The following is a 24,246-nucleotide window of genomic DNA, read 5'->3' on the forward strand; positions in this document are numbered from 1 at the left end:
AGTTATGAATCAAATAGGACTTCTCATACAACGCACCTTCAATGGGCTGACTATCGAATACAGCAGCAGCCCTGAGTATCAAGCACTTTCCCCATCGCTTTTCCTTACCGATGAGCGTACGATGGCCATGCAGCTCTCACCGGATACCCCAGTGGTCTCCATAGCGCAAGACACCCGTTATAAGTGTTATTCCTTTATCAATGCGACTTTGGACAGGGAAAGGCGCAGTGGCTTCTATGCTGTTCGTTTGTTCGTAGAGGCAGGCAAGGAGCTGGATCACGTCACACAACACCTGATGCGTATTACCAAAGCCTATGCAGTGGGGCTGGAGCATCAGCAGCCATCGCATGATTATGCGAATCTGCTCACCGAAGCACAAAAAGATATCAAGGACAGTCCCTACACCCTTACCGAGACGAATATACAAAAGGGGAACTACTACCTGGCTGGGGCAGAGGGTGCCAACTTGGATGCGGTCTTTTCAAATAAGGAAGCCGCTTTTGTCGAGAAACTCTACGTATTTAGGAAAGCGATAGCCCCTGACCATATACAAGAGTTTCAGCTCAAGCCCTTGAATCATATCTCAACTAAGGAGGTGTATTTTCATGATCCGGTAGGGCATATCAAAGGCTCTGTATATATCAACGGGAAAAAGGTTAACCGCTATAACCTCAAGGGATCCAATGGAACAACCCTGACCATGTTGGCCTCCGATAAGCTCTCCTATGAGGAAACCTCTGGAGGAAAACAAAAGGAGTTTGTAGGGAAAGAACTTGTCACCCGAGAGGTCACTATAAAAGGGCCTTTGGATTATATCAAGGCACTCTATATCAATGGCCAAGAGGTAGCCCTTAGCAGCCACCTTACGATGCTCACCTCCGATGTATTCTCCTATCAGCATATCTATGATAAGCAGCTACATCACTTTGGAGGAAATATCCTTGTTATCAAGACGTTAAAGGTAGATAATCAAGAAGGACAGCTGGAAGCCCTATGGGCTGAGAATACTCCTATTCCCTTGAAAAACAAGGTGCAGCTGGTATATGCCTTGGAAGGGGAGGCTTTCTATTACAAAGTAAAGGGAGGGCAAAGGCAAAAGCTACCCGACGGACAAGCGACCCTGCTCTCTCCCCACAAGCCCGTACAGAAAGGCGCTACAACTTCAGGCGTATCCTCTAAGGAGCGTCCTATGGATTGGCTCTTACTTATCTTGGTAGCTCTTGCAGGGCTTCTCTTGGGTGGCATAGCAGGCTGGTACTTTACCAATAAAAGTGAGGAGCTTGCACAAAAGAACCAAGAGATAGCTGAACTTGACAAGCAGTTAGTAGCTAAAGATCAGGAAATCAAAGCACTACAAGACCTCCAAGCTCAAAAGCAAGAGACAGAAGCCAAAGCAGTGGCTGATAAAGAAGCAGCCGAGAAGGCTAAGAAGGAAGCTGAAAAAGCCAAGGAAGCAGCTGAGAAGACTAAGAAGGAAGCAGCCGAAAAAGCTAAGAAGGAAGCTGAAAAGGCCAAGGCTAAAGAAGCAGCCGAAAAAGCCAAAGCTAAGGAGAAAGCTAAACCAGCACAAAAACAGGGAGAAACTAAAAATAAGTAGTTATGAAAGGTAGATATTATGTCCTAATAGGGTTGCTTGTGATAGGCGGTATTGTGTTCTTTACCATTGCCTCCTCCAAAGAGGTAGTCGTCCCACAGGTGGGAAATACTTATGTATCAAGTAATTATGAAGCTATAGAAGCACAATTCGAAGCTAAGATAAAAAGCTTGGAATCCCATAATGTAACCCCAGAGCTGTATAATAAGTACCGCTTGGAGATTCTCAACTATACGGATTTGGACAAAACCATACGAGAAAACCTCCAGAATGAACTCAAGGAGCGCTATATAGAGAAGTCTCGTGAGCGTGCTCAGGGGCTACTCTCCAAGGATCCGGAACAGAGTTCCGCTATCTTGGAGCACCTTAGAACCATTGGAGTAGAAGACAGGGCACAGGTAAAACAGCTCAAAGAAATCAGTACCAAACTCAAGTGGTATTATCATTATATTCAAAAACTTCCCAATGAGATAGAGGACTTCTGTGCTCAGGAAAATATTCAGATAGAGGAACAGGATTTCCAAGCACAGCGGCAAAAACTCTCCATAAGCTATAACGAATTTAAGAAAAACCAAAAACTCCTAACGCTAAAAGAAGCGATGGAGAATAAGCTACAACAGCGCAAAGATCACTGGAGTGAAGAGAAAATGGAGATCAGAAGTATCTATGATAAGCGATACTATTATAACGACTAATGATTGAAAAAGATGTATAAAAGACTATTATTTCTATTATGCCTATGGGGGGGAACCCTTTGGGCACAGCGTGAGGATAGGCTTCTTTCGGCCGTTAAGGAGTTTAAAAACAATAACTACCAACAAGTACTGACCCTCTTGGAGGGAGAGGACTTGAAAAAGAATTTGGATGCCTACTTCTTAGTAATCCAATCCCAATATGCCTTGGTCACTCAGGATTATCATAAGAATATTGTCAAGTTCGACTTCAATCGCCTGATACAGCTTCGCCAAAGCATAGATGACTATCTCTATCGCTCGACCAATGCTAAAGGGATAGCCCGAGTACGGGAGATTAAGGAAGCCTTGGCGAAATATCCTACCCTTGAGTTAGACTTTATCATCGCTCGTTCTGAAAAAGCCCAACAGCAACAGTTGGACTCTCTCCGATATAGCTTAGATCGTCGCCGCTATACCAAGCTCTTGGACTTGGTAGAGGAGTACGAACAAGATAAGGTCTTGGCACCTTTCCATTTGGAGTACTATAGACTTATGGCATTGGCCAAGCAGTACAACAAGCGCACCACTCCCCCCGAGCAGAAAGCAGCACTTAAGGAGCAGCTCAAGGCCTACAAGGAAGCCCATCAGAAGAAGAACATTCTCTATGATCAAGCCATAGAAGAGGCTTTGCGAAAGGTTCGATAAAAATTTGATTATGAAACAGATAAGGTATTTTCTTTTTCTTTTGATCTTAGCTCAGCAGGCAATGGCTCAGCCTAAGACCTCACGGGCTGAGGAGCGAGCAGCCTATTGGGGACAGTTCTTAGCCTTTGGCTACGAGGGGGGAACGATAACCCCCTATGGTATCCGAGCCGAATCGGGGAGAAGTGATCGCTTCATAGGTGCCTTTTTGAGCTTTAGAACCTCCATGCGTTTTGCTTCCCAATTGGAGAAATATACCAAGGAGAATTTTCCAGCCAACAAAAGCGAGTTTGTGGGCGGTATCTCCCTGCGATTGGATCACCAGCTCTACCTTAATGTAGGGGCAGGAATAGGGGAGCATTATTACCCCTTCTATAACGAATATAATCGCAGTCAGAGCCTGGAGAAAAAGACTTATCTGCCGGGCTACTTAGGAGCTACCTTCCGACTGACAAGGCGGCTGAACCTCATAGGAGGGATGTCCTATATTGCCTTTACCGAAAAGCTATATGCCCCCGAATATACCTTCGGATTTACTATAAACGTTAAATAGTGACTGGTGACCAGTGAACAGCGAACAGTGAATAGTGAACAGCGATTAATAATTGAGTGTCTTGTAGGGGCTAATGGCAATTAGCCCATTAACCATTGATAATTGACAATTAACCATTAATAATTAACCATTGATCATTGACCATTGACCATTATTATTGACTATTGATTCCTAAGTATTTATGAAAAAATATCTATTATGTATCCTGCTGTGTCTCTCTTGCAGTAAGGAGTCGTATAATTTCGCAGAGGTGTTCCCTTCGGTGTTCAAGGATTTGGGCGTATTGGAGCTTAAGGGGGCGTCGGTGACACTCTCCATCACCATTGCACAGGACTACAATCGTATGGTTACCCGCAGGGGGTTCTATTACGCCACTACCCAAGAAGCCTTAGCCGACCCTACCACCCGTAGGGTTTTCAAAGATCCTTCTTTTGGGACAGGGCACTTCACCGCTCATATAGAACACCTTTTGGCCGAGACAACCTATTACTATCAGGCCTTTGCCACCAATGCCCAAGGAACAGCTTTGTCCGAAATTAAGAGCTTCACCACCCTGCAAGGGACACCCGCTCAAGTGGTTACAGAGTCCCCTCGTATCGAAGAGCATAAAATCATGCTCAAGGGTAAAATAGCCGATACAGGCGGCTATCCCATCACCGAATATGGCTTCTACTACTCCACCACTCAGAGAGAACCCTCCGATGCCGACCTTACCCTACATAGGGAATCCCCCTCCTACCGAAGAGCAGAATTTGCCATTCCCTTGGAGGACTTTCAGGCAGGAGCACGCTACTATGTAAGAGCCTTTGTAGTTACCCGTATGGGCAAATCGTTGGGAGAGGTCATTACCTTTGACACCAACCAAGCTCCCCCTATCTTGGAGGTGAGCCTCGAAGCCCATGAGCAGGTGACCAATACCTCCGCACGGCTGAAGATGAGAACGACCCAGGGAAGGGATATGACAGGTTATATAGAAGGATTCCTCTATAGTGAGTTTGTACAAATCCCAGTATTAGAAAAAGAAGGCGTTCTCCAAAAAGGAGCCACCAAATCCGCTGAACACCAGTACTATGCGGATCTTATGGACTTACGCCCAGCCAAGAGATACTATGTACGGGCTTATCTGCAGAACCAAGCTGGGATCGTCTATAGTGAGCCCTTGACCCTACATACACTGCCCACGAAGGTTCCTCAGGAAGTGCGTTTGGATCATTATGACCGCCTCACCTCCCATTCGGTGGTATTCTATGGCTCGGTAAGCTCAGCCGAAGGAGGGGTAATCACCCACCGAGGCCTTGTCTATAGTACCTCAAGCGAATCTCTAACCATAGAAAGAGGCCAAAAGCTTGGTGTTTTACCTGAAACGGGAGATTTCTCGGCCCATCTTACCTCACTTGAACCAAACACACAGTATTTTGCAAAGGCCTATGCAGCCAATGAATATGGTATCGCCTATAGTGAGCCGATGACCTTTGTAACCGAGCCTATAGGAGAACCCTCACAGCTACGTATCACCTTCAATCAGGCTACAACCAACAGTATAGAACTCCGCGCCACAGTAAGCCAAGAAGGGGGCGGTACAATCCAAAGCCGAGGCTTTGTCTATAGTGCCTCCCATAACCAACCTACCTTAGAGCACCAAAAGCAGGAAGCAGGCAGTGGCTCGGGTAGCTTCTCGGCGATACTCTCCGGCCTTCGTATGAATACCACTTACTATGTACGTGCCTATGCGACCAACCAAAGAGGTACTTTCTATAGTGAGACACACCCTATCACTACCCAAAATATAAGCCTCCCGACCTTGTCCACCGTGACTCCGCGCGAGATTAGCTCCACCAAGGCCAAGCTCATAGGCGAGCTTACCTCCAATGGAGGAGGGCATATCCATCGTTATGGCTTTATCTATAGCCCACGTGATACATCGCCTACAATAGAGGGAGATGCCATCCATCTCTCCTTCTCAGGGGAAGTATCGGGGGTATTTCAAGGGGAACTTACCGGACTGGGTAGGAATACCACCTACTATGTACGAGCCTATGCAATCAACGAACGAGGGGTGAGCTACTCGCCTGTATATTCCTTCAAGACAGCCTCTCTTAGTATAGGTGATAGCTACCAAGGCGGTGTAGTGGCCTACCTTTTCACCCCCTCCGACATAGGCTATGTAGAAGGACAAGCCCATGGCTATCTGATCCCCCCTATAGAACGATGGCCAGCGATGCCTTACACATGGGGCTGCGACCTATCTCCCCATACCACTGGTATCCTCTTGGGAACAGGACGAGACAATACCATCATGATAGCAGAGGAATGCTCCAACACCTCGGCCAGTTATTATATCAAGCATTATTTCAGAGTCTCAGGGCATGAGGACTGGTTTATCCCAAGCCGTATGGAGTTTGCCAATATAGCCGATCAGCGAGCTCGCTTGGGCTTACCCACAGGAGAATACTGGACATCCAGTCAAAAGGACAAGGAACAAGCCTACTATATGTCCATTACTCCCACTACAAGCCGTATCGGGGTAGCTGGCAAAAGTGAGACTAAAAAAGTGATTCCTATAAGGGAGTTTTAAGTAATGGGGAAATAGTAATATGCTATATGGTTTCTACCCTGTTAATAACTTTTTTCAAGAAAATTTTTCTTTTTAAAGTATTCTATGAGAATAATTAAAAGTATTGAAAATCAATTAGTTGTTATAGATTAGAAAATGAAAAGTGGTAAAAATCACTATGTTAGCAGGCAGGGGATATTGAAAATAAATGATTTACATTTTGTTAGTTTGCAAAAAGTTTGTATCTTTGCCCTCGCTTAAAAAAATATTTTATAAATGCCAACAATTTCACAATTAGTACGAAAAGGAAGAGCTAAAATAGCCAAGAAGAGTAAATCGGCTGCTTTGGATTCATGTCCTCAACGTCGTGGCGTATGTACGCGTGTGTACACCACTACCCCTAAGAAACCGAACTCTGCGATGCGTAAGGTAGCGCGTGTTCGCTTGACTAATGGTAATGAGGTCAATGCGTATATCCCAGGAGAAGGACACAACCTCCAAGAGCACTCGATAGTATTGGTAAGAGGCGGAAGAGTAAAAGATTTACCAGGGGTACGTTACCACATCGTACGTGGTGCACTGGATACTGCTGGGGTAAATGGAAGAACCCAAAGACGCTCTAAGTATGGAGCTAAACGCCCTAAACCAGGACAAGCAGCTGCTGCACCAGCAAAAGGAAAGAAAAAGTAAATTTTTAACAATCGTCTAAAACAACCAAATGAGAAAGAGACAAGCTAAAAAAAGACCTCTTTTACCAGATGCAAAGTACAATGACCAATTGGTAACTCGCTTTGTAAATAACCTGATGTGGGATGGTAAAAAGTCAGTGGCTTTTAAGATTTTCTATGATGCGATCGATATCGTAGAACAAAAAAAGAATAATGATGAGAAGACAGCCTTGGAAGTGTGGAAAGATGCCCTCTCCAATGTGATGCCTCATGTGGAAGTACGTTCTCGCCGTGTGGGTGGGGCTACTTTCCAAATACCTATGCAAATCCGCCCAGACCGCAAAGTGTCTATGGCAATGAAGTGGCTTATCGGCTATGCGCGTAAGAGAAATGAAAAATCTATGGCGCAGAAGCTCGCAGGAGAGATCCTCTCTGCTGCTAAAGAAGAAGGGGCTGCTGTGAAGAAAAAAATGGATACACATAAGATGGCAGAGGCCAACAAGGCTTTCTCCCACTTTAGATTTTAATTCGTGAGGTAGTATGAGTAGAGATTTAAAATATACAAGAAACATTGGTATTGCAGCACACATTGATGCTGGTAAGACTACTACCACCGAGCGTATCCTTTTCTATACAGGTAAAACTCACAAAATAGGGGAAGTGCATGATGGAGCCTCCACCATGGACTGGATGGAGCAAGAGGCTGAACGTGGAATCACTATCCAATCAGCTGCTACCACTTGTAAGTGGAACTTCCCAACTGAAAATGGAAAACCTACAGCGGATGCTCAGGAATACCATTTCAATATTATAGATACCCCAGGCCACGTGGACTTTACCGTGGAAGTGAACCGCTCTCTCCGTGTATTGGACGGATTGGTGTTCCTCTTCTCTGCCGTTGATGGGGTAGAACCACAGTCCGAAACCAACTGGCGCCTTGCCGACAACTACAAAGTACCTCGTATGGGCTTTGTGAATAAGATGGACCGTCAAGGTTCTGACTTCCTTAAGGTGTGCCAACAGGTGAAGGATATGCTCAAGTCCAATGCCGTGCCTATCGTACTTCCTATAGGGGAAGAAGCTGATTTCAAAGGTGTGGTGGATTTGATAAAAAACCGTGCTATCATTTGGCATGAAGAGACACAAGGAGCTACTTTCGACATCGTAGACATTCCTGAAGATATGAAAGCCGATGTAGCCAAATATCGTGCACAACTTATCGAAGAGGTGGCCGGATACGATGAAGGTCTCTTGGAGAAATTCATGGAAGATGAGAACTCTATCTCCGAAGAAGAAATCCACAAAGCACTTCGTGCAGCTGTAATGGACATGGCTATTATCCCTATGACCTGTGGATCTTCTTTCAAAAACAAAGGAGTACAGTTCATGCTTGATGCAGTATGCCGCTACTTGCCTTCTCCATTGGACAAAGAAGCGATTGAAGGAACAAACCCTAACACCGGAGAGCCTGCACTTCGCAAGCCTGCGGTAGAGGCTCCTTTCGCAGCCTTGGCCTTCAAGATTGCAACAGACCCTTATGTAGGTCGCTTGGCGTTCTTCCGTGTATATTCAGGACACTTGGATGCAGGTTCTTACGTGCTTAACACTCGTTCTGAAAGCAAAGAACGTATTTCTCGTATCTACCAAATGCACGCTAACAAGCAAAACCCTATCGAATATATCGAAGCTGGAGACATTGGAGCTGCTGTAGGGTTCAAGGATATCAAAACAGGGGATACCCTTTGTGATGAGAAATATCCTATCATATTAGAAAGTATGGTGTTCCCTGATCCAGTAATTGGTATCGCGGTAGAGCCTAAGACTAAGGCAGACGTGGATAAGCTCGGAATGGCCTTGGCTAAGCTTGCAGAAGAAGACCCTACCTTCCAGGTAAAAACAGACCAAGCCTCTGGACAGACTATTATCTCTGGTATGGGTGAGCTTCACTTGGATATCATCGTTGACCGCTTAAAACGTGAGTTCAAGGTAGAGGTAAACCAAGGAGAACCTCAGGTAGAGTACAAAGAAGCTATCACCGGTAAGGCAGATCACCGAGAAGTATATAAGAAACAAACAGGTGGTCGTGGTAAGTTTGCCGATATCGTCTTCACTATGGAGCCTGCCGAAGAAGGAAAAACAGGATTGGAATTCATCAACGAAATCAAAGGTGGTAACATTCCAAAAGAATACGTTCCTTCTATCGAAAAAGGATTCAAGGAAGCCATGAAGAACGGGCCATTGGCTGGCTTCGAAATGGATGCGATGAAGATTACCCTTAAGGATGGTTCTTTCCACCCTGTGGACTCTGACTCCTTGTCATTCGAATTGGCAGCTAAGTTAGGTTACAAAGAGGCCGCTCGTGCAGCGAAGGCTGTACTTATGGAACCTATCATGAAGCTCGAGGTAATTACACCAGAAGAGAACATGGGGGACATCGTAGGAGACCTTAACCGTCGTCGTGGTCAGGTAAATGACATGGGCGATAGAAATGGAGCAAAGGTAATCAAAGCCAATGTACCACTTTCTGAAATGTTCGGTTATGTAACCACCCTAAGAACCCTTTCTTCAGGACGTGCTACTTCTACTATGGAGTTCTCACACTATGCAGAAACCCCTTCTAATATTTCAGAAGAGGTGATCAAAAAAGCAAGAGGTAATTAATTTGTAAAAGAAATGAGTCAAAAAATTAGAATAAAGTTAAAGTCATACGACCACAACTTGGTAGATAAGTCTGCTGAAAAAATCGTAAAGACCGTAAAGGCAACTGGTGCAGGGGTAGTAGGACCTATTCCACTTCCTACCCACAAGAAGTTATTTACAGTACTTCGTTCTCCGCACGTGAACAAGAAAGCCAGAGAACAGTTTCAGCTTAGCTCCTACAAGCGCCTATTGGACATCTATAGCTCTTCACCAAAGACTATCGATGCACTTATGAAGCTTGAGCTACCCAGTGGAGTGGAAGTAGAGATCAAAGTGTGATAAAAGCAAAGCGGAAGTTTTGCTTGACTTGTCCCAAAACAATAGCGTGAGGGAAAAACGGTAAAACTATTGATATTCAGGGTTTGAAATAGTAACCCTGAATATCAAATTATAGAATCAGGAGACCCCAAGGGCAGAAGTCCATAGGAGTTCCCCTTGATTTTGTATCATATTAGTAAATTCATTAAATATTTAAATATGTCTGGGTTAATCGGAAAAAAAGTAGGTATGACCAGCATTTTTGATGAGAATGGAAAGAATGTTCCATGTACCATCATAGAAGCAGGGCCATGCGTAGTTACCCAAGTCAGAACCAAAGAGGTTGACGGGTATGAAGCTCTTCAGCTTGGTTTCGATGACAAAAAGGAGAAACACACCAACAAGGCAGAGGCAGGACGTTTTGCCAAAGCAGGAGTGACTCCTAAAAAGAAATTAGTCGAATTCCAAGGATTTGAGAGCACTTACAAAATAGGCGACGTGATAGCCGCTGATTTTTTTGTAGAAGGAGAATTTGTGGATGTAACAGGAACTTCCAAGGGGAAAGGATTCCAAGGGGTAGTTCGCCGTCATGGCTTTGGCGGGGTAGGACAATCCACTCACGGTCAGCATAACCGCCTTAGAGCCCCAGGTTCTGTAGGAGCGTCCTCTTATCCATCACGTGTATTCAAAGGAATGCGTATGGCAGGGCGTATGGGAGCTGAAAAAGTAACAGTACAAAACTTGAAAGTGTTGAAAGTAGTCGCTGAAAAGAACCTCATTATCCTAAAAGGTTGTATTCCAGGACACAAAAATGCTTACGTAACGATTCACAAATAATGGAAGTAGCAGTATTAAACATACAAGGAAAAGAAACAGGAAGAAAGGTGACCCTTTCCGAGGCTGTTTTCGGGATCACCCCTAATAACCACACTATTTATTTGGATATCAAACAGTATTTGGCCAACAAGCGCCAAGGTACTCACAAGTCCAAAGAACGTAACGAAGTGGCAGGAAGTACCCGCAAGATTAAGAAACAAAAAGGAACTGGTACCGCTCGTGCCGGTAGCGTGAAGTCTCCAGTGTTCGTAGGTGGAGGTCGTATCTTCGGACCACGTCCAAAAGATTACACACAGAAGCTGAACAAGAAGGTAAAACGCTTAGCACGCCGCTCTATCCTAAGCCAAAAAGCACAACAAGGAGCGATCATCGTCTTAGAAGATTTCAACTTGGAAGCGCCTAAAACTAAGGATTTTACTCAGATTTTGGCTGCCCTTGGTATCCAAGATAAAAAATCACTTTTTGTATTGACAGATACAAATAAAAATGTATATTTGTCCTCTCGCAATATCCCAACTGTAAATACTGTAACAGCCAGTGAGCTAAATACTTACGATATTGCCAATGCAACAAGTGTAGTCCTTTTGGAGGGAGCTGTAGAGGTTATTCAGTCAAATTTAACAAAGTAATATTATGAGTATATTGATCAAACCTATCATTACAGAGAAAGCGACCTCTGATGCAGAATCAAAAAATCGCTATACTTTTTCAGTAGATAAGAAAGCGAACAAGATTCAAATCAAAAAAGCAGTAGAGGCAGCCTATGGCGTTACTGTAGAGAAAGTACATACACTCAACTATGCCCCTAAGCGTTCGGTACGTTATACCAAAAATGGCTTACAACTTACCCAAACCAACGCGGTGAAAAAAGCGGTAGTGAGTGTCAAAGAAGGAGAAACAATCGATTTTTATAACACAATTTAAAAGACTGTATGTCAGTAAGAAAATTAAAACCCACGACTCCTGGTCAGCGTTTTAGAGTGGTGAATAATTACGATGCGATCACCACTGATAAGCCGGAAAAGAGCTTGCTCGTTCCGTTAAAAAAGACTGGGGGTAGAAACAATCAAGGGAAGATGACCATGCGCTACATCGGTGGTGGTCATAAGAAAAAGTATCGTATTATCGATTTCAAGAGAAACAGATTCGATGTGCAAGCCACTGTTGTTTCTATTGAGTACGACCCAAACAGAACAGCCTTTATCGCCTTGGTGCAATACACCGACGGAGAGAAGCGATACATCATCGCACCGGCAGGCTTGAAAGTAGGTCAGGTAATCGTATCAGGAGAGAAAGTAGCTCCTGAGATTGGAAATGCGATGCCTCTTTCTCAAATTCCGCTTGGTACCGTAATTAGTTGCATCGAGCTTCGTCCTGGACAAGGAGCCAACATCGCCCGCTCTGCCGGTACTTTTGCACAGTTGATGGCCAAAGAAGGCAAATACGCCACTGTGAAAATGCCTTCAGGTGAGACCCGTATGATTTTGCTTACTTGTCTGGCGACTATCGGAGCCGTATCGAACTCCGATCACCAGTTAGTCCTTTCAGGAAAAGCAGGTCGCTCTCGTTGGCTTGGTCGTCGTCCTCGTACACGTGCTGTAGTAATGAACCCTGTAGATCACCCCATGGGTGGTGGTGAAGGACGTGCCTCAGGAGGTCACCCACGCTCACGCAAAGGTATCCCAGCCAAAGGTTACAGAACTCGTTCTAAAACCAAGGCTAGTAATAAGTATATTGTAGAACGTAGAAAGAAATAAGTAAGATATGGCTCGTTCATTAAAAAAAGGTCCTTATGTTCATTACGCCTTGGAGAAGAAAGTACTCCAAAATAAGGAAACAGGAAAGAAAACCGTGATCAAGACTTGGTCAAGAGCTTCGATGATTACCCCTGATTTCGTAGGTGAAACCATCGCAGTACACAACGGAAAACAATTCGTTCCTGTATATGTAACCGAAAACATGGTAGGACACAAATTAGGAGAATTCGCACCTACTCGTTCCTTCAGAGGACACGCAGGCGCAAAAAATAAAGGTAAAAAATAAAAGCTATGGGAGTTCGTAAAAGAGAAAAAGCAATAGAGATTAAAGAAGCGAAACGAAATGTGGCTTTTGCAAAATTGAATAACTGCCCTACATCACCTCGCAAGATGCGTTTGGTAGCGGATTTGGTTCGTGGTATCCCCGTAGAGAGAGCTTTGGCTGTCCTAAAGTTCAACCAAAAGGATGCGGCTGCTTCTTTGCACAAGTTACTTCTTTCAGCTATTGATAACTGGAAAACAAAGAACGAAGGTGCTGATATAGAAACAGCTCAAGTATTCGTCAAAGAAATCCGTGTAGACGGAGGTGCGATGCTCAAGAGACTTCGCCCAGCTCCACAAGGAAGAGCACACAGAATTCGCAAACGTTCCAACCACGTAACCATCGTATTAGGAGCTAAAAATAACACTGAAAGCTAAAAAAAGTATGGGACAAAAAACAAATCCAATAGGCAATCGCCTTGGAATTATCAGAGGATGGGAATCCAACTGGTACGGAGGAAATGACTACGGAGACAAATTGGCTGAGGATGACAAAATCAGAAAATATGTGCATACTCGATTGGCTAAAGCTAGTGTTTCTCGCGTAATTATTGAAAGAACTTTGAAGCTTGTAACCGTTACTATCACTACCTCCCGACCTGGTAGCATTATCGGAAAGGGTGGCCAAGAGGTAGACAAGCTAAAAGAAGAGCTTAAGAAAATTACTGGCAAAGATATCCAAATCAATATCTTTGAAATCAAAAGACCAGAACTTGATGCGCCCCTGGTAGCGGCCAGCATCGCACGCCAAATCGAGAATCGTATCTCTTACCGTCGTGCAATCAAAATGGCCATTGCCTCCACTATGCGTATGAATGCTGAAGGTATCAAAATCCAAATATCTGGACGCCTTAATGGAGCTGAAATGGCTCGTAGTGAAAACTACAAAGAGGGTCGTATTCCTCTCTCTACCTTCCGTGCAGATATCGATTATGCTACCGATGAGGCTCACACCACTTACGGACGTATGGGTATCAAGGTATGGATCATGAAAGGTGAAGTATATGGTAAAAGAGAGCTTTCCCCACTGGTAGGAATGACAAAGAAAAACCTCAATGGTGCTTCTTCAGGTTCCAAAGAAGGAAACTCCGATGCAAAACGTGCTCGCCGAAAAAAATAATTTAAAATCAGTAAGCAATGTTACAACCAAGAAGAACAAAATATCGTAAGGACCAGAAAGGCCGTATGAAAGGGGTATCCCAAAGAGGACACCAGCTCTCCAATGGTACTTTCGGAATCAAATCCTTAGAGTCCGCTTTTATCACTGCTCGCCAAATAGAATCAGCTCGTGTGGCTGCTACACGTTATATGAAACGTGAAGGACAGCTTTGGATCAAAATCTTCCCAGATAAGCCTATCACCAAAAAACCTTTGGAAGTACGTATGGGTAAAGGGAAAGGAGCTGTAGAATACTGGGTAGCTGTTGTAAAACCAGGACGTATCCTTTTCGAAGTAGGGGGCGTACCTTTGGATATTGCCAAAGAAGCGCTTCGCCTTGCCGCTCAGAAGTTACCTGTAACGACTAAGTTCGTTGTAGCGAGAGATTATCAAGATTAATTTTATTAACAATGAAACAGTCAGAAGTTAAAGGTTTATCAGTCGCTGAGCTTTCTCAAAAGCTCTCCGAACTTAAGAAGACGTATTCAGAACTAAAAATGGCGCATGCCATATCTCCAATAGAAAATCCACTTACTATCCGAAGCCTCCGCAGGGATATCGCTCGCGTAGCAAGTGAGTTAACCCGTAGAGAATTACAATAATCATTGTGGCTTTAATATGGAAAAGAGAAATTTAAGAAAAGAAAGAATAGGGGTAGTTACCAGCAACAAAATGGAAAAATCCATTGTGGTATCTGTAGTAAAACGTGTAAAGCACCCTATGTACGGAAAATTCGTATTGCAAACTAAAAAGTTTGTTGCACACGATGAGAAAAATGACTGCAATATCGGAGATACCGTGCGCATTATGGAAACCCGCCCACTTAGTAAAACCAAGTGCTGGCGATTAGTAGAAATCATAGAAAGAGCGAAGTAATTATGGTACAACAAGAATCAAGATTAAAAGTAGCCGATAACACAGGGGCCAAAGAAGTTTTGACCATCCGTGTTCTTGGTGGAACCAAGCGCCGCTATGCCTCTGTAGGAGACAAAATCGTGGTCTCTGTAAAAGAAGCCACTCCTAACGGAACCGTAAAGAAAGGCCAAGTATCCACCGCAGTAGTGGTAAGAACCAAAAAAGAAGTAAGACGCCAAGATGGTTCTTACATTCGTTTTGATGAAAATGCTTGCGTACTACTCAACGCTGCTGGTGAAATGAGAGGTACCCGTGTCTTCGGCCCTGTAGCACGCGAACTCCGTGACAAGCAGTTTATGAAAATTGTGTCATTAGCACCTGAGGTGCTTTAATCCATGCAATGATGATAAAGCTAAAAATAAAATCAGGCGATACTGTACAAGTAATCGCAGGCGACCACAAAGGGGAAAAGGGAAAAGTACTCAAAGTGGATCGTGAGAAAAACAGAGCCATCGTGGAAGGTGTGAATCTCATCTCTAAGCATACCAAACCCAGCGCACAGAACCCTCAAGGGGGCATCATCAAAAAAGAAGCTCCTATACACATCTCTAACCTTTCCCTCTTAGACCCTAAGAGTGGAGAGCCTACTCGTGTAGCGTATCAAGTGCAAGATGGTAAAAAAGTAAGAATTTCTAAAAAATCAAAACAAGTAGTGTAATTATGACATATATACCTCGACTCAAACAGGAATATAAGGAGCGCATAATTGCAGCTCTTAAAGAAGAATTCGGCTACAAGAATGTAATGCAAGTGCCTAAGCTTGAGAAAATTGTAGTAAGCCGTGGCGTAGGTTCAGCCGTAGCTGACAAGAAACAAATCGAATACGCCATAGACGAAATTACCAAAATCACCGGACAAAAGGCCGTAGCCACTACCTCCAAAAAGGACGTGGCTTCCTTCAAGCTCCGTCGTGGGATGTCCATCGGGGCTAAGGTGACCCTCCGTGGAGAGCGTATGTATGAGTTCCTCGATAGGCTCATCACTACAGCCCTTCCTCGTGTGAGAGATTTCCAAGGAATCAAGGCAACAGGTTTTGACGGACGTGGCAACTATAACTTAGGAGTTACCGAACAGATTATCTTCCCTGAAATTGATATTGACAAGATCAATAAAATCGCAGGTTTTGATATCACTTTCGTTACTTCAGCCAACACCGACAAAGAAGCAAAATCATTATTAACCGAATTAGGATTACCTTTTAAAAAGAACTGATATGGCTAAAGAATCAATGAAAGCTCGCGAAGTGAAAAGAGCGAAGCTAGTGGCTAAATATGCTGAAAAAAGAAAAGCACTTAAGGAGGCTGGAGATTACGAAGCCCTACAGAAGTTGCCTAAAAATGCCTCTCCTGTACGCTTGCACAACCGTTGCAAGCTCACAGGACGCCCTAAAGGATATATGCGTACCTTCGGGATCTCTCGCGTACTCTTCCGTGAAATGGCGAACAAAGGTCTTATCCCAGGGGTAAAAAAAGCAAGTTGGTAATTTAAAAAAAAGAAATTTATGTACACAGACCCAATCGCGGACTACCTAACCCGCATCCGCAATGCTAGTAATGCAGGGCACAGAGTAGTAGAGATTCCTTCCTCTAACCTTAAGAAGGAGATTACTAAAATTCTTTTCGACCAAGGCTATATCCTTAGCTACAAGTTTGAAGAAAGTGATGTGCAAGGCACCATCAAAATAGCACTCAAATACGACAAAGAAACCAAACAACCCGTAATACGTAAGATAGTAAGGGTAAGTACTCCAGGACTTCGTAAGTATGTAGGAGCTGCCAAGCTTCCTCGTATCCTCAACGGATTAGGAATCACAATCGTATCTACTTCCAAAGGAGTGATGACCGGAAAGCAAGCGCGTGCGCTTAATATCGGTGGGGAAGTAATTTGTAATGTTTACTAATAATTAACGACTTAAAACAATGTCAAGAATAGGTAAAGCTCCCATCAGTATTCCTCAAGGAGTAACGATTACCATCAAAGAAAACATCGTTACTGTAAAAGGAAAACTCGGCGAATTAACCCAAGTGGTTAAAGACGTTGCTGTAAAGCAAGAAGATGGAAAACTCATAGTGGAAAGACTAGGAGATACCAAGCAAGGCAATGCCTTGCACGGACTATACCGTGCCCTACTACACAATATGGTAGTAGGGGTATCCGAAGGTTTTACCAAAGAGTTGGAACTTGTAGGGGTAGGGTACCGTGCAAGCAACCAAGGTCAGAAACTAGACCTTGCACTCGGTTTCTCTCACAACATCCTTATGGAACTCCCTCAAGAAATCAAATTAGAAACTATCAATGAGAAAGGTAAGAACCCAATTATCAAGCTTACCTCTCATGATAAACAATTACTCGGTCAAGTAGCTGCTAAGATCCGTTCTTTCCGTAAGCCTGAACCTTACAAAGGAAAAGGTGTTAAATTCGTAGGAGAAGAACTCAGAAGAAAAGCAGGTAAATCAGCTTAAAACGTAACATAATGGCATTATCAAAAATAGAAAGAAGACAACGTATCAAGTACAGAATCAGAAAGACCGTTTCTGGAACTCCTGAAAAACCTCGTTTGGTTGTTTTTAGAAGCAATAGCGAAATCTATGCACAGATCGTCGATGATACCAAAGGTGTTACCCTCGTAGCGGCTTCCTCTCGTGATAAGGATCTAAAAGCAACAGGTACCAAAACCGAGAAAGCAAAGCAAGTAGGGGAGGCTATCGCTAAGAAAGCATTGGCCGCAGGTATCGAGACTATTTCTTTTGACAGAGGTGGTTATTTGTATCACGGACGTGTAAAATCCTTAGCAGAAGGAGCAAGAGAAGGCGGACTTAAATTCTAAGAAACTATGTATCAGAACTATAAAAATGTAGAATATGTAAAACCAAGCGGCTTAGAGCTAAAAGACCGCTTGGTAGGCGTACAACGTGTAACGAAGGTTACCAAAGGAGGACGTGCTTTCGGCTTCTCGGCTATCGTGGTGGTAGGCGATGAGAATGGCGTGGTAGGACAAGGTCTTGGAAAATCTAAAGAAGTATCCGAGGCTATTGCCAAAGCAGTGGAAGACGCTAAGAAAAACTTAGTACGCATCCCACTGAATGGAACTACGCTACCTCACGAACAAAAAGGAAAATTCGGAGGTGCTCGTGTATACCTACAGCCAGCCGCTGAAGGTACTGGAGTAATCGCCGGTGGTGCTGTACGTGCCGTGTTGGAAGCGGTAGGAGTACATAATGTACTTTCTAAATCTCAAGGTTCTTCCAACCCTCACAACGTGGTAAAGGCTACTTTCGATGCGTTACTGAAGCTCAGAAGCGCTAAAACTATTGCCGAGCAGCGTGGCATTTCCTTGGAAAAAATGTTTAAAGGTTAATATCTATCACTCATGGCAAAGAAAATTATCGTAACACAAACCCGTAGTAGCATAAAGCGTGCGAAAACCCAGAAACTCACTCTCCTTTCTTTAGGATTGGGAACTATAGGCAAAACCGCTACGCATGAGGCTACCCCAAGCATCTTGGGAATGATTAATAAAGTAGAACACTTAGTTTCTGTACAAGAAGCGCAATAAAAAGGAGTATTTAATATGAATTTAAGTAATTTGAAACCTGCACAAGGTTCAGTACACAAAGACGGGAAGCGCGTAGGTAGAGGTCAAGGTTCTGGTAAGGGTGGTACTTCCACCCGTGGACACAAAGGAGCTAAATCACGCTCTGGGTTCTCTACCAAAATCGGTTTCGAAGGGGGACAAATGCCTCTTCAACGACGCGTACCAAAATTTGGTTTCAAAAACTTCAACCGTAAGGAATATACCGGTATCAACCTCGGTAAGCTACAAGAATTGGTAGATAAGGGAGTGGTAACCGATACCATCAATTTGGATATCCTAGTGGAAAACCGCTTGGCTAAAAAATCTGACTTGGTGAAAATCCTCGGAGGTGGAGAGTTGAAAACAAAACTTAAAATCTCTGTTCACAAATTTACAGCAAGCGCTAAAGAAGCGATTGAAAAATTAGGAGGAGAGGCTATAACGCTCTAAGAATTAATATTTTATGAAGAAATTTATAGAGACCTTAACGAATGTTTGGAAGATAGAGGAGTTACGTAATCGTATCATTCTTACCGTGGGGATTTTGTTGGTGTACCGTTTTGGTGCCCACATTATCCTCCCAGGCATCGATGCCGAGAAGTTAAGTAACCTAACTCAGAGAACTTCGGAAGGTGGCTTGTTGGATATTCTCAATGCCTTCACAGGGGGAGCCTTTGCGAAGGCTTCTGTGTTTGCATTGGGAATTATGCCCTATATCTCTGCCTCTATCGTAGTGCAGCTGATGGGAATTGCGATTCCTTATCTGCAAAAGCTACAACAAGAAGGAGAAAGTGGGCGCCGTCGTATCAACCAGATTACTCGTTGGCTTACCATCGCTATCTGTATCGTACAAGCCCCTGCCTACCTCTATTCCATCAGTGCTTTAGGGGTACCTGAAGAGGCCTTCCTACAGGGAAAAGGCTTAGGATTCATCATTCCATCTGTAATTATCTTGGTTACAGGTACCGTATTTGCCATGTGGTTAGGTGAGAAAATCACCGATAAGGGGATAGGAAATGGTATTTCCTTACTTATCATGGTGGGGATTATCGCCCGTATGCCGCATGCTTTCTTCGGTGAGATGAACAGAGTACACAGCCCTATGTTGGTCATTGTAGAGATCCTTTTGTGGCTCTTGGTGATCTTGGGTTGTATCTTCCTGACCCTTGCTGTAAGACAGATTCCAGTACAATATGCCAGAAGAACCACTGGCGGACAAGTGGAGAAGAACATTTTTGGGGCAAGACAGTACATCCCTCTTAAGCTCAATTCAGCTGGGGTGATGCCTATCATCTTCGCTCAAGCTATTATGTTCGTCCCTGCTGCCTTGGCTGGACTTTCTAAGTCCGAGTGGGCGCTAAGCATCCAGAATGCGTTCCGCTCTCCTTTTGAGTTCTGGTACAATGTACTCTTCGGCTTGCTCATCATCATCTTTACTTACTTCTATACGGCCATTACAGTGCCTAGTAACAAGATGGCCGATGATCTTAAGCGCAACGGAGGGTTCATCCCAGGAGTGAAGCCAGGACAGGAGACCAGTGAGTACTTGGACAAAATCATGTCGCTCATTACCTTCCCAGGATCTCTATTCTTAGTGGCTATAGCAGTGCTTCCCGCCATAGTAAATAAGTTACCTTTGTTAGAGATTGACCAGCAATGGGCACTCTTCTACGGAGGGACCTCCTTACTGATCTTGGTAGGGGTAGCTATTGACACTATGCAACAAGTCAATTCATACCTACTCAACCGCCACTATGATGGCCTTATGAAAACAGGTAAAAAGAGAAGATAATGGCAAAGCAAGCAGCGATAGAACAAGATGGAACCATTATAGAGTCCCTCTCTAATGCTATGTTCCGCGTGGAATTGGACAATGGTCATGTGGTGACCGCTCATATCTCCGGGAAGATGCGTATGCACTATATCAAGCTACTTCCTGGCGATAGAGTGAAACTCGAAATGACACCTTATGACCTTTCCAAGGCACGTATCACTTACCGATATTAATAAAATAATTCGTTTTTAAAAACAGACAACAGATGAAAGTAAGAGCATCTATTAAGAAAAGAAGCCCCGAGTGCAAGATTGTGCGTCGTAAAGGGGTATTGTACGTAATTAACAAAAAGAATCCGAGATTCAAACAAAGACAAGGATAAATTATGGCACGAATAGCAGGTATTGACTTACCAAAACACAAAAGAGGAGTCATAGGACTTACCTACATTTTTGGAATTGGTAAAAGTAGAGCTAAAGAAATTTTGAAAACAGCTCAAGTAGATGAAGACATCAAGGTAAACGAATGGAACGATGACCAGATTACTCGTATCCGTGAGGCCGTAGCTTCTTATAAAATAGAAGGTGAATTGCGCTCTGAAGTGCAGCTCAACATCAAGCGACTCATGGATATAGGTTGCTATCGTGGTATTCGCCACCGTTCAGGATTGCCTTTGCGTGGTCAAAAAACGAAGAATAACTCTCGTACAAGAAAAGGAAAACGAAAAACTGTTGCTAACAAGAAGAAAGCAACTAAATAATAAGTAGCGATATGGCAAAAACAAATACAAAAGTTACCAAAAAACGTAAAGTAGTTATAGAATCATCTGGAGAAGCGCATATCTCAGCTACTTTCAACAATATCATCATCTCCTTGACTAACAAAAAAGGAGACGTGATTTCTTGGTCTTCTGCAGGAAAGATGAAGTTCAGAGGCTCCAAAAAGAATACGCCTTATGCCGCTCAAGTAGCCGCTGAAGATGCAGCTAAAACTGCCTTCGATGCGGGTCTTAAGAAGGTGCGTGTATTCGTAAAAGGCCCTGGTGTAGGACGTGAGTCTGCCATCCGTAGCATCCACAACTCTGGTATCGAAGTTACTGAAATCATTGACGTAACTCCACTACCACACAATGGTTGTCGCCCTCCTAAAAGACGTAAAGTATAACACTTAACCCCAAGAGAGAGGCTACGATTATCGAAGGATAAGCCTTAATTCATAATCCTCTCTCCTTTTAATTAAAAAAATTCAAAATGGCAAGATATACAGGCCCAAAAACAAAAATCGCTCGTAAGTTTGGTGAAGCGATTTTCGGTGAAGATAAGTCTTTTGCTAAGAAGAACTATCCACCAGGACAGCATGGAATCAACCGCAAAAGAGCCAAACGCTCTGAATATGCAATCCAGCTACAAGAAAAACAAAAAGCAAAATATACCTATGGTATCCTAGAACGTCAGTTCCAAAATATGTATGAAAAAGCGCGTCGTAGCAAAGGGGTAACCGGTGAGGTGCTACTCCAGCTCTGTGAAGCACGCTTGGACAATGTAGTATACCGTATGGGAATCGCTCCTTCTCGCCGTGCTGCACGTCAGCTGGTTTCTCACCGTCATATTACAGTTAATGGCGAAGTGGTGAACATCCCTTCTTACTCCCTAAAACCAGGAGAGGTAGTAGGTGTACGTCACAAATCACAATCTCTTACGGTGATCGAAAACGCCTTGGCAAGTAATAGCTCCGTGTACGAATGGATCACTTGGAACCCAGAGAAATTGGAAGGAACTTTCGTAGCACTCCCTCAGCGTATCCAAATACCTGAAAACATTAAAGAACAATTAATCGTAGAGTTGTACTCTAAATAATACTAGTCAGCAGTCAGATTATGGCATTATTCAATTTTCAAAAACCAGATAAGGTTATCATGATTGAATCCTCCGAGTTCGAGGGCAAATTCGAGTTTCGCCCTCTCGAACCGGGTTACGGACTCACCATTGGTAACGCATTACGACGGGTGATGCACTCCTCTCTCGAGGGCTACGCAATCACTTCGGTTAAAATAGACACGGTAGAACACGAATTCTCTACCATCGCAGGGGTAGTGGAAGACGTTACCGAGATTATTTTGAACTTGAAGCAAGTGCGTTTCAAACTGCAAACAGAAGGTACCGACCACGAAAAGGCCTCTATCACTGTAACCGGTAAGAAACAATTGACTGCGGGTGATTTTCAAAAATTTATAACAGGCTTTCAAGTACTTAACCCTGATTTGGTAATCTGTAACATGGAGCCTACGGTGAATATCAAAATGGATATCACCATAGACAAAGGGATGGGTTACCTCTCAGCCGAAGAAAATGCGAAGCCTAATATGCCTATAGGTACCATCCCTACCGATGCGATCTTTACCCCTATCAAAAACGTAAAATATAGCATCGAGAACTATCGTGTAGAGCAAAAAACCGATTACGAAAAGCTGATTTTTGAAATCAAAACAGATGGCTCCATCCATCCTAAGGATGCTCTTATGGAAGCGGCTAAAACCTTGATTCATCACTTTATGCTCTTCTCAGACGAACGTATCACCATCGAGACAGAAGAGGTGGTACAGCCTGAAAGCTATGATGAGGAATCACTCCATATGCGCCAGCTCCTTAAGACCAAGCTAATAGATATGGATCTCTCTGTTCGCGCTCTTAACTGCCTCAAAGCAGCCGAAGTAGATACCTTGGGCGACTTGGTTTCCTTCACCAAAACAGACTTGATGAAGTTCCGTAACTTTGGTAAAAAATCCCTTACCGAGCTCGACGAATTGGTCGAAAGCAAGGGACTCACCTTCGGAATGGATCTCTCAAGATACAAATTGGAAAAAGAGTAATAGATTCTGTTATAATACATTAATTCAACGAAAATGAGACACGGAGATAAAATAAATAACTTAGGAAGAACCGCCGCTCATAGAAAATCTATGTTGGCGAATATGGCTTGCTCGCTGATACAACACAAACGTATCAACACTACCTTGGCCAAAGCTAAGGCCTTGAAAGTGTTCGTAGAGCCTTTGATTACCAAATCAAAAGAAGACACTACCCACAACCGTCGTGTAGTATTCAGCCGCTTGCATAACAAATATGCCGTTACGGAACTTTTCAGAGACATCTCAGTAAAGGTAGCCAACCGTCCTGGAGGCTACACCCGTATCATCAAGCTGGGTAACCGCTTGGGTGACAACGCCGAGATGGCACTCATCGAGCTGGTAGATTACAATACTACTTACGATGTGAAAGCAGGTAAGAAGAAGAAATCTACTCGTAGAAGCCGCGGAGGCAAAAAGGCAGAACAAGCTGCTGCCGCTCCAACACAAGAGGAAACTACTTCTGAAGCATAAAACAAAAACCGCTCCAATTTTGGAGCGGTTTTTTTATGGGTATTTGTTATTAATCTATTCCGAAAAGGTTAAAATTAGAACCATCTAAAGTAACAGCGTACTCACCTGCTTGGTCTATATTTAGCTCTATCAAGAAAGAAGTTTCCTTATAAGGATAGGCTTTGAAAGGCAAATAATCAATATTATTACTTTTGCTTATTCCAAAAGAATTGGCATTTGTAACAATAATAGAACGTTCATTTCTACCTTGATCTAGCTTAAAGATTCCGATAACTTCATTGGGGTTGACCTGATTACTTATAGTCTTAGCAAGTAGAAGGACTTTTCCTTTCTTTATACGCAAAGGGGAACTTTTCCCCTTTACATATTGTCGGGTCTTGGCGGTACCTATACCTACAATGAAGGTGCTTGCACTAAGATTAGAACGAGTAGCTACTTTTTGATTCTCTAAGGATTCTAATACTTTTCCACTTTCGTCTAATAGCAGGATGGTTCCCACATAGTCAGGTTCAGGAATATTGAATGAGTAAGGAGAATGGTTGGCAGCGCTATTATAAGGCTCATAGTTCTGCTGATTAGCCAACTCAAATTTCTGTACCCTACCCGATTTGAATTTGATTTGTGAGATTTGAGCAGTTGGAAGCTTATTGATAACGGTTTCCTTCTCATAAGTGAATACGACCTCACGATCGCTTACTTCCTTGATGTTGGCCTTGATTTCTTCGCCATTTCTCAGAGAAATCATATCTTGACTATAGGCAGAAGCTACCGCAGCCAAATTGAAAAGTATTATTTTTGCTATTTTTTTCATGGATAAATAATATTTTT

General features: G+C 43.5%; 38 protein-coding genes. 37 read left to right on the forward strand and 1 reads right to left on the reverse strand.

Going from position 1 to position 24,246, the window contains the following annotated elements:
• Nucleotides 1-4 precede the first annotated feature (4 nt).
• The 37 genes from HMPREF1551_RS00735 (at nucleotide 5) to rplQ (ending at nucleotide 23,418) form a co-directional block, all read left to right on the forward strand.
• Nucleotides 5-1,597, forward strand: a complete 1,593-nt coding sequence (locus tag HMPREF1551_RS00735) for a hypothetical protein (protein WP_021627072.1) — start codon at nucleotides 5-7, stop codon at nucleotides 1,595-1,597.
• Between the two features lie 2 nt (nucleotides 1,598-1,599).
• Nucleotides 1,600-2,289, forward strand: coding sequence for a hypothetical protein (locus tag HMPREF1551_RS00740; RefSeq protein WP_021627073.1), 690 nt, complete (start codon nucleotides 1,600-1,602; stop codon nucleotides 2,287-2,289).
• Nucleotides 2,290-2,301: 12 nt separating this feature from the next.
• Nucleotides 2,302-2,973 carry a hypothetical protein gene (locus HMPREF1551_RS00745; protein ID WP_021627074.1) on the forward strand — a complete coding sequence of 224 codons (672 nt, stop codon included), beginning with the start codon at nucleotides 2,302-2,304 and terminating at the stop codon, nucleotides 2,971-2,973.
• Nucleotides 2,974-2,983: 10 nt separating this feature from the next.
• Entirely contained in the window at nucleotides 2,984-3,523 is a 540-nt protein-coding gene (locus HMPREF1551_RS00750; RefSeq protein WP_021627075.1) for a hypothetical protein, read from the forward strand.
• A 181-nt stretch (nucleotides 3,524-3,704) separates the two neighbouring features.
• Nucleotides 3,705-6,098, forward strand: coding sequence for a fibronectin type III domain-containing protein (locus tag HMPREF1551_RS00755; RefSeq protein ID WP_021627076.1), 2,394 nt, complete (start codon nucleotides 3,705-3,707; stop codon nucleotides 6,096-6,098).
• A 255-nt stretch (nucleotides 6,099-6,353) separates the two neighbouring features.
• Nucleotides 6,354-6,767: a 30S ribosomal protein S12 gene (gene rpsL / locus HMPREF1551_RS00760; RefSeq protein ID WP_002666477.1), complete on the forward strand. Its 414-nt coding sequence runs from the start codon at nucleotides 6,354-6,356 to the stop codon at nucleotides 6,765-6,767.
• A gap of 28 nt (nucleotides 6,768-6,795) precedes the next feature.
• Nucleotides 6,796-7,272 carry a 30S ribosomal protein S7 gene (gene rpsG / locus HMPREF1551_RS00765; protein WP_009642347.1) on the forward strand — a complete coding sequence of 159 codons (477 nt, stop codon included), beginning with the start codon at nucleotides 6,796-6,798 and terminating at the stop codon, nucleotides 7,270-7,272.
• Nucleotides 7,273-7,285: 13 nt separating this feature from the next.
• Entirely contained in the window at nucleotides 7,286-9,406 is a 2,121-nt protein-coding gene (fusA, locus tag HMPREF1551_RS00770; protein ID WP_021627077.1) for an elongation factor G, read from the forward strand.
• Nucleotides 9,407-9,418: 12 nt separating this feature from the next.
• Nucleotides 9,419-9,724 (forward strand): 30S ribosomal protein S10, encoded by a 306-nt coding sequence (gene rpsJ, locus HMPREF1551_RS00775; protein ID WP_021627078.1) that lies wholly within the window; start codon nucleotides 9,419-9,421, stop codon nucleotides 9,722-9,724.
• 198 nt (nucleotides 9,725-9,922) lie between these two features.
• Nucleotides 9,923-10,540, forward strand: a complete 618-nt coding sequence (gene rplC / locus HMPREF1551_RS00780) for a 50S ribosomal protein L3 (RefSeq protein ID WP_021627079.1) — start codon at nucleotides 9,923-9,925, stop codon at nucleotides 10,538-10,540.
• Nucleotides 10,540-11,169, forward strand: a complete 630-nt coding sequence (rplD, locus tag HMPREF1551_RS00785) for a 50S ribosomal protein L4 (RefSeq protein WP_021627080.1) — start codon at nucleotides 10,540-10,542, stop codon at nucleotides 11,167-11,169. The genes rplC and rplD overlap by 1 nt, the downstream gene beginning before the upstream one ends.
• A 4-nt stretch (nucleotides 11,170-11,173) precedes the next feature.
• Nucleotides 11,174-11,464 carry a 50S ribosomal protein L23 gene (gene rplW / locus HMPREF1551_RS00790; RefSeq protein ID WP_021627081.1) on the forward strand — a complete coding sequence of 97 codons (291 nt, stop codon included), beginning with the start codon at nucleotides 11,174-11,176 and terminating at the stop codon, nucleotides 11,462-11,464.
• An 8-nt stretch (nucleotides 11,465-11,472) separates the two neighbouring features.
• A complete protein-coding gene (rplB, locus tag HMPREF1551_RS00795) occupies nucleotides 11,473-12,297 on the forward strand; it encodes a 50S ribosomal protein L2 (protein ID WP_021627082.1) in 825 nt (274 codons plus the stop codon).
• A gap of 7 nt (nucleotides 12,298-12,304) precedes the next feature.
• Nucleotides 12,305-12,583, forward strand: coding sequence for a 30S ribosomal protein S19 (rpsS, locus tag HMPREF1551_RS00800; protein ID WP_009642339.1), 279 nt, complete (start codon nucleotides 12,305-12,307; stop codon nucleotides 12,581-12,583).
• A gap of 5 nt (nucleotides 12,584-12,588) precedes the next feature.
• Complete coding sequence (rplV, locus tag HMPREF1551_RS00805; protein ID WP_021627083.1) at nucleotides 12,589-12,996, forward strand: 50S ribosomal protein L22; 408 nt, start codon at nucleotides 12,589-12,591, stop codon at nucleotides 12,994-12,996.
• 7 nt (nucleotides 12,997-13,003) lie between these two features.
• Nucleotides 13,004-13,738 (forward strand): 30S ribosomal protein S3, encoded by a 735-nt coding sequence (gene rpsC / locus HMPREF1551_RS00810; protein ID WP_021627084.1) that lies wholly within the window; start codon nucleotides 13,004-13,006, stop codon nucleotides 13,736-13,738.
• A 17-nt stretch (nucleotides 13,739-13,755) separates the two neighbouring features.
• On the forward strand, nucleotides 13,756-14,175 hold the full coding sequence (rplP, locus tag HMPREF1551_RS00815) for a 50S ribosomal protein L16 (protein WP_021627085.1): 420 nt from the start codon (nucleotides 13,756-13,758) through the stop codon (nucleotides 14,173-14,175).
• Between the two features lie 11 nt (nucleotides 14,176-14,186).
• Entirely contained in the window at nucleotides 14,187-14,378 is a 192-nt protein-coding gene (gene rpmC / locus HMPREF1551_RS00820; protein ID WP_021627086.1) for a 50S ribosomal protein L29, read from the forward strand.
• Nucleotides 14,379-14,394: 16 nt separating this feature from the next.
• The gene (gene rpsQ, locus HMPREF1551_RS00825; protein WP_009642304.1) at nucleotides 14,395-14,652 is read left to right on the forward strand and encodes a 30S ribosomal protein S17; all 258 of its coding nucleotides are present in this window, start codon (nucleotides 14,395-14,397) and stop codon (nucleotides 14,650-14,652) included.
• 2 nt (nucleotides 14,653-14,654) lie between these two features.
• A complete protein-coding gene (gene rplN, locus HMPREF1551_RS00830; protein ID WP_021627087.1) occupies nucleotides 14,655-15,023 on the forward strand; it encodes a 50S ribosomal protein L14 in 369 nt (122 codons plus the stop codon).
• An 11-nt stretch (nucleotides 15,024-15,034) separates the two neighbouring features.
• Nucleotides 15,035-15,349, forward strand: a complete 315-nt coding sequence (gene rplX, locus HMPREF1551_RS00835) for a 50S ribosomal protein L24 (RefSeq protein ID WP_196800697.1) — start codon at nucleotides 15,035-15,037, stop codon at nucleotides 15,347-15,349.
• A gap of 2 nt (nucleotides 15,350-15,351) precedes the next feature.
• Nucleotides 15,352-15,903, forward strand: coding sequence for a 50S ribosomal protein L5 (gene rplE, locus HMPREF1551_RS00840; RefSeq protein WP_021627089.1), 552 nt, complete (start codon nucleotides 15,352-15,354; stop codon nucleotides 15,901-15,903).
• Nucleotide 15,904: 1 nt separating this feature from the next.
• Complete coding sequence (gene rpsN, locus HMPREF1551_RS00845; protein ID WP_002666758.1) at nucleotides 15,905-16,174, forward strand: 30S ribosomal protein S14; 270 nt, start codon at nucleotides 15,905-15,907, stop codon at nucleotides 16,172-16,174.
• 18 nt (nucleotides 16,175-16,192) lie between these two features.
• Nucleotides 16,193-16,591 carry a 30S ribosomal protein S8 gene (gene rpsH, locus HMPREF1551_RS00850; RefSeq protein WP_021627090.1) on the forward strand — a complete coding sequence of 133 codons (399 nt, stop codon included), beginning with the start codon at nucleotides 16,193-16,195 and terminating at the stop codon, nucleotides 16,589-16,591.
• A gap of 19 nt (nucleotides 16,592-16,610) precedes the next feature.
• On the forward strand, nucleotides 16,611-17,153 hold the full coding sequence (rplF, locus tag HMPREF1551_RS00855; RefSeq protein WP_021627091.1) for a 50S ribosomal protein L6: 543 nt from the start codon (nucleotides 16,611-16,613) through the stop codon (nucleotides 17,151-17,153).
• Between the two features lie 11 nt (nucleotides 17,154-17,164).
• Entirely contained in the window at nucleotides 17,165-17,518 is a 354-nt protein-coding gene (gene rplR, locus HMPREF1551_RS00860; protein ID WP_021627092.1) for a 50S ribosomal protein L18, read from the forward strand.
• A 6-nt stretch (nucleotides 17,519-17,524) separates the two neighbouring features.
• On the forward strand, nucleotides 17,525-18,049 hold the full coding sequence (gene rpsE, locus HMPREF1551_RS00865; protein WP_009642374.1) for a 30S ribosomal protein S5: 525 nt from the start codon (nucleotides 17,525-17,527) through the stop codon (nucleotides 18,047-18,049).
• Between the two features lie 12 nt (nucleotides 18,050-18,061).
• The gene (gene rpmD / locus HMPREF1551_RS00870; RefSeq protein WP_021627093.1) at nucleotides 18,062-18,247 is read left to right on the forward strand and encodes a 50S ribosomal protein L30; all 186 of its coding nucleotides are present in this window, start codon (nucleotides 18,062-18,064) and stop codon (nucleotides 18,245-18,247) included.
• Between the two features lie 15 nt (nucleotides 18,248-18,262).
• Nucleotides 18,263-18,715, forward strand: a complete 453-nt coding sequence (rplO, locus tag HMPREF1551_RS00875; protein ID WP_021627094.1) for a 50S ribosomal protein L15 — start codon at nucleotides 18,263-18,265, stop codon at nucleotides 18,713-18,715.
• A gap of 13 nt (nucleotides 18,716-18,728) precedes the next feature.
• Complete coding sequence (gene secY, locus HMPREF1551_RS00880; protein WP_021627095.1) at nucleotides 18,729-20,057, forward strand: preprotein translocase subunit SecY; 1,329 nt, start codon at nucleotides 18,729-18,731, stop codon at nucleotides 20,055-20,057.
• Nucleotides 20,057-20,272: a translation initiation factor IF-1 gene (infA, locus tag HMPREF1551_RS00885; protein WP_021627096.1), complete on the forward strand. Its 216-nt coding sequence runs from the start codon at nucleotides 20,057-20,059 to the stop codon at nucleotides 20,270-20,272. Before secY ends, infA begins: the two co-directional genes overlap by 1 nt.
• A gap of 32 nt (nucleotides 20,273-20,304) precedes the next feature.
• A complete protein-coding gene (gene ykgO / locus HMPREF1551_RS13270) occupies nucleotides 20,305-20,421 on the forward strand; it encodes a type B 50S ribosomal protein L36 (RefSeq protein WP_002666762.1) in 117 nt (38 codons plus the stop codon).
• Nucleotides 20,422-20,424: 3 nt separating this feature from the next.
• Nucleotides 20,425-20,799 (forward strand): 30S ribosomal protein S13, encoded by a 375-nt coding sequence (gene rpsM, locus HMPREF1551_RS00890; RefSeq protein WP_021627097.1) that lies wholly within the window; start codon nucleotides 20,425-20,427, stop codon nucleotides 20,797-20,799.
• Nucleotides 20,800-20,810: 11 nt separating this feature from the next.
• A complete protein-coding gene (rpsK, locus tag HMPREF1551_RS00895; protein WP_021627098.1) occupies nucleotides 20,811-21,203 on the forward strand; it encodes a 30S ribosomal protein S11 in 393 nt (130 codons plus the stop codon).
• An 86-nt stretch (nucleotides 21,204-21,289) separates the two neighbouring features.
• The gene (rpsD, locus tag HMPREF1551_RS00900; RefSeq protein ID WP_021627099.1) at nucleotides 21,290-21,895 is read left to right on the forward strand and encodes a 30S ribosomal protein S4; all 606 of its coding nucleotides are present in this window, start codon (nucleotides 21,290-21,292) and stop codon (nucleotides 21,893-21,895) included.
• A gap of 20 nt (nucleotides 21,896-21,915) precedes the next feature.
• The gene (locus HMPREF1551_RS00905) at nucleotides 21,916-22,908 is read left to right on the forward strand and encodes a DNA-directed RNA polymerase subunit alpha (RefSeq protein WP_021627100.1); all 993 of its coding nucleotides are present in this window, start codon (nucleotides 21,916-21,918) and stop codon (nucleotides 22,906-22,908) included.
• Between the two features lie 33 nt (nucleotides 22,909-22,941).
• A complete protein-coding gene (rplQ, locus tag HMPREF1551_RS00910) occupies nucleotides 22,942-23,418 on the forward strand; it encodes a 50S ribosomal protein L17 (protein ID WP_021627101.1) in 477 nt (158 codons plus the stop codon).
• Between the two features lie 49 nt (nucleotides 23,419-23,467).
• On the opposite strand, the gene HMPREF1551_RS00915 is transcribed toward rplQ, so the two are convergent.
• Nucleotides 23,468-24,229: a hypothetical protein gene (locus HMPREF1551_RS00915; protein WP_021627102.1), complete on the reverse strand. Its 762-nt coding sequence runs from the start codon at nucleotides 24,227-24,229 to the stop codon at nucleotides 23,468-23,470.
• Nucleotides 24,230-24,246: the final 17 nt, after the last annotated feature.

It is taken from the genome of Capnocytophaga sp. oral taxon 863 str. F0517 (genome assembly GCF_000466425.1).
Classification (GTDB): Bacteria; Bacteroidota; Bacteroidia; order Flavobacteriales; family Flavobacteriaceae; genus Capnocytophaga.